Consider the following 3,844-nt stretch of genomic DNA (forward strand, 5'->3'; position numbering starts at 1 on the left):
GGACAACCAGAAACACCGGCCAGTCGTTATACATCGTGCAATTTATGGATCTATTGAACGATTTATCGGCATGTTAACCGAACATTTTGCCGGAGCTTTCCCGCTATGGCTTGCGCCTGTCCAGGTGAAGTTATTGCCGGTTTCGGAGAACTATATCGACTATGCCTTGCAAGTGAAGAAAGSACTAGAAGAGACAGGTATTCGGATTGAAGTAGATATGAGGAATGAAAAACTCGGGTATAAAATTCGTGAAGCCCAACTCGATAAAATACCGTACATGTTCGTTCTCGGTGAGAATGAGAAGAATTCTGAGAGTGTCGCTGTGAGAAAACGGGGGGAAGGAGACCTTGGATCCAAAAGTATCCTAGAGATTATTGGGCAAATTAAAGAAGAAATTCGTGCCAAAAAATAAGCATAGGTTTAAGAGCCCTAGAATCCAACTCTAGCGGCTCTTATTTTTTTATGATCATCTCCTTATGTGCCGTTGCTAGCTTGGTAGAGATAGCAAAGGCATAAGGAGATGATCGTATGACTCAACGTAAGTACACATTAAAACAAGACTTAGAAGATTTGCGGGATTTCATATTCCGTTCCCTTCACATGGATGCTGCCATGCTCCCAGAAAGTGTTGATTTACGAAAATTCACCTCACCTGTGGTGGATCAAGGCTCGTTAGGCAGCTGCACGGCAAATGCGATTGCTTCCGGGCTACGGGAATATTATGAAGTGAAAGCTGGTCAGCCCTTAACGCGGTTAAGCCGTTTATACCTCTATTGGCATGAACGTTCAATGGAGGGCACCATTTCTTCCGATGCGGGCGCGTATATTCGCGATGGTATGAAGGTTCTGCAGACGATTGGGTGCGCGCCAGAAGCTGATTTCCCTTATGATGTTTCCAAATTTGCGGAAACGCCTTCCGCCAAAGCCGAAAAGAACGCCAAATCTTTCAAAATCAGTGAGTATCATCGCGTAACCTCATTTGCCGCTCTGCAATCCGCACTAGCTAGCGAATACCCGGTCGTGCTAGGCATTTCCGTGTATACCAACTTTGAATCCGCTGATGTCGCACACACAGGGATGGTGTCTCTTCCTAAACATGGCGAAGCGTTGCTTGGTGGACATGCTGTTCTCGCTGTTGGCTATAAAAAAATAAATGGAACTGTCTATATCATTGTCAGAAATTCATGGGGAACAGGTTGGGGCGATCAAGGTTATTTCTATTTACCGCAATCGTTCTTCGATAAAGGCTACGTTTCCGATATGTGGACAGGCAAATAGTGGTGAGGAACGTAAGTTCAATAAAAAGTAGCGGGGGCAAGCTTATTTTTTAGCTCATAGAGTACTTCGCTGTTTTTTTGAGAAAATGACAACACCCAGGCAAAACAAAAAACGGGCAATCCGTCATTGCGGATATGCTTTCCTCTGCAATCGCATGATTGCTGCTGCCATTAGCCGCTTGGCCGTATCCGTCTTGGTCAATGGCTTTGTCAATCGCGTCAGCCGCACTCTTTTTCAACTGATCTCGCAATTGTGCGGAGAGGTTGCCCGCATTCCACTCATTATCCAAGTCGCGGCTTACTGTATCCAAAAGCTGCGCGGATAAATCTGCGGATGCGAGGCCGGAAGCCGTCACCAAGCTTTGGCCTGCGACTAATCCGTCCATGATATCCTTATAGTCTTTGCCCGCATAAGCGGCTGCAGCTTGAATCATCATGTCAGGAGCCAGCTTATCGTTCAGCAGTGCCTGGCCGTACTTCTCCATCCATGGCGTCGTTTGCTCGTCGTAGCCTTTCTTCTCAATGGCCTGCCAGATCTGATCCGCCCCGAAAATCGCAAGTTGGTCCCGTTGATCAGCTTTCAGGCTTCCCGCACTAACAGCGGCATCCAAATCTCCACCCAGCAAGGTGTTCAAAGCGCTGCTTAACGCTTGCGCATCCATTCCTGTTGCCTCAGTAATTGATTTTCCGGATTGAAGCGCCTGCCGGATATCGGTTTCCGCAACAGCCGACGCCGTAGAAGCATCTGAGATGATATAGTTCAAGCGGTTTTGGATCATACTTTTTCCATCCTTCGGCAGGTACGAAGCCGCATTAGCTCCAGGCCAAGATTGCTGAACCCAGCTAGCAATGCCCGCTTTGAACTGCTGCTGAAGATTGGCTGCTTCTTGGTCTGTAAGTGTCCTTTGCTGGACCTCGTAAGCAGTATCAGTCCCAAATTGGTCAATAAGCGACGATGTCAGATCGGATAAGGCAAGACCTGAAGCGGTCGCCAAGCTCGATCCATTATGTAACATATCGCTAAAATCACTTGTATTTATCTTGGCAGCTTCTGCTGTGTGCACATCGAGCTTACTTAGCCAGTTGTTCAAGAACAAGGTGCTAAAATCTATAATTGCCGCCTGCGCATCAGATTTCTCTGTATTCGTCTGCGCCGTTGTATTCACAGCAGTCACTGCTTCATCCGCATAAGCTCCTCGCGGAAGCACGATTCCGCTTGTGGATGCGGCCAAAATGGCGGCACCCATCAATACCATAAATTGTTTTCTCATCCTACTCCTCACCTCTCCGTTCATATCGGTATGCCATTTGCTTTCGACATAATGAAGTATAGGCGTGTTTCCTGAACTTTACATGAACGAAACCTTAAATTGGAATGATTATCCAGTAAAAATCAGATTAATTTCTGCAAGTCCATGCTGAAAAATAGCTGAAACTTCTTGAGGCTGATTGGCTCAACAGGTTTGCTCTGTTACGTTAACGAGAAACTTTAAGCTCGATATCCCTTGCTCAACTAAATGACTAGCGTGGTTGCAATTTAGAATTTAATGAGTGCATCTGTCCATATAACGGACAAGGATGCAAGAAGGTTTTACCATTTATCCAATGAATACTTGTAGAATAATGATATTGGAGGGATAGAATGCTAAGTCTTTTAAATGGCACTTTTCCGACTGATAAAAAAATTGCTGGTGTACATAGCATACCAATTACCGAGGATGGCTCAATTGTTATGGTTTGGGATAAAAATGAGAAGGCGCTCACTACAGTCGGTGGGAGAATTGAAGTTAATGAAGATATTAATACTGCTTTAAACCGTGAGACAATTGAAGAAGCAGGTCTTATTTTAGAATCTAAAAGAGTACCCATTGCTGCTTGGTATTGGGAGAGTACGGATACATATACTGTTTTCGTTATGGCTAGAGTGAAGGATTATGTAATTATGCCCGATGGGTTTGAAACAACAGGTAGAGTGACCATGAACTTTGAAACAGCGCGCCAAATCATATCGGAAATTGAAGGCGAGGGGTTACGACTTGAGCTATTAGAGATTGCTGAAACAGTATTTGAACAGCAATTCAAAAGTGAGTATGCTGACGGGGAAAGCTAGTTTAACGAAAATCTGGAGTTATCGGCAAGCTTTATATTTTCGCAACAAGTGAAGCAGAGACATGTAACAGTTTTTTAGAAAGTCAAGAAAAGTTGCGTATTTGTGCAAGAAAAACGCGGATCCCAACTTTGGGAATAAATACGGATCATGTAGACTGGGACTTTTATGCAAAGAGAATTTTGGAATCGTTAAGTTAGTAGGTAATTTTACGATCATTCGACAAAGGGATTGAACTCTAACGTGGAACTATAGCTTAATATCAGAAGGGGCTGCCGCATGGCAGCCCTTTGTTCACGAAAGGGATAATTTAACAATAATTATTTATTATCTATCAATTTATTATTAATTAGTTAATATTTTTGAAAGGGGGATGAAAAAATGTGGATTGCAATCGCTACAGATTTAATTTATGGATAACTAAATTTATGTGATATGAAAAATACATACTGCGGAACCA

Annotated in this window: 4 protein-coding genes; 3 read left to right on the top strand and 1 reads right to left on the bottom strand. The window is 43.8% G+C overall.

The genetic code is table 11. From position 1 onward, the window contains the following. The coding region (locus AC1DUA_RS32495; protein ID WP_477503666.1) for a His/Gly/Thr/Pro-type tRNA ligase C-terminal domain-containing protein at positions 1–412 on the top strand (412 nt) is incomplete at its 5' end. Between the two features lie 116 nt (positions 413–528). Next, positions 529–1,278 carry a C1 family peptidase gene (locus AC1DUA_RS32500; RefSeq protein ID WP_477503667.1) on the top strand — a complete coding sequence of 250 codons (750 nt, stop codon included), beginning with the start codon at positions 529–531 and terminating at the stop codon, positions 1,276–1,278. 49 nt (positions 1,279–1,327) lie between these two features. Here AC1DUA_RS32500 and AC1DUA_RS32505 read toward each other — a convergent pair whose 3' ends face one another. After that, positions 1,328–2,548 carry a hypothetical protein gene (locus AC1DUA_RS32505; RefSeq protein ID WP_477503668.1) on the bottom strand — a complete coding sequence of 407 codons (1,221 nt, stop codon included), beginning with the start codon at positions 2,546–2,548 and terminating at the stop codon, positions 1,328–1,330. A 371-nt stretch (positions 2,549–2,919) separates the two neighbouring features. Between AC1DUA_RS32505 and AC1DUA_RS32510 the strand changes: the two genes are divergently transcribed. Then, positions 2,920–3,387, top strand: a complete 468-nt coding sequence (locus AC1DUA_RS32510) for an NUDIX hydrolase (RefSeq protein ID WP_477503669.1) — start codon at positions 2,920–2,922, stop codon at positions 3,385–3,387. The last annotated feature ends 457 nt before the right edge of the window (positions 3,388–3,844 follow it).

The sequence above is a fragment of the Paenibacillus sp. 01T422 genome (assembly GCF_056398785.1).

What these genes read in the sequence shown, in the direction of transcription:
- AC1DUA_RS32500 (WP_477503667.1), top strand. Translation starts at nt 529, where the DNA reads ATGACTCAACGTAAGTACACATTAAAACAAGACTTAGAAGATTTGCGG.
- AC1DUA_RS32505 (WP_477503668.1), bottom strand. Translation starts at nt 2,548, where the DNA reads ATGAGAAAACAATTTATGGTATTGATGGGTGCCGCCATTTTGGCCGCA.
- AC1DUA_RS32510 (WP_477503669.1), top strand. Translation starts at nt 2,920, where the DNA reads ATGCTAAGTCTTTTAAATGGCACTTTTCCGACTGATAAAAAAATTGCT.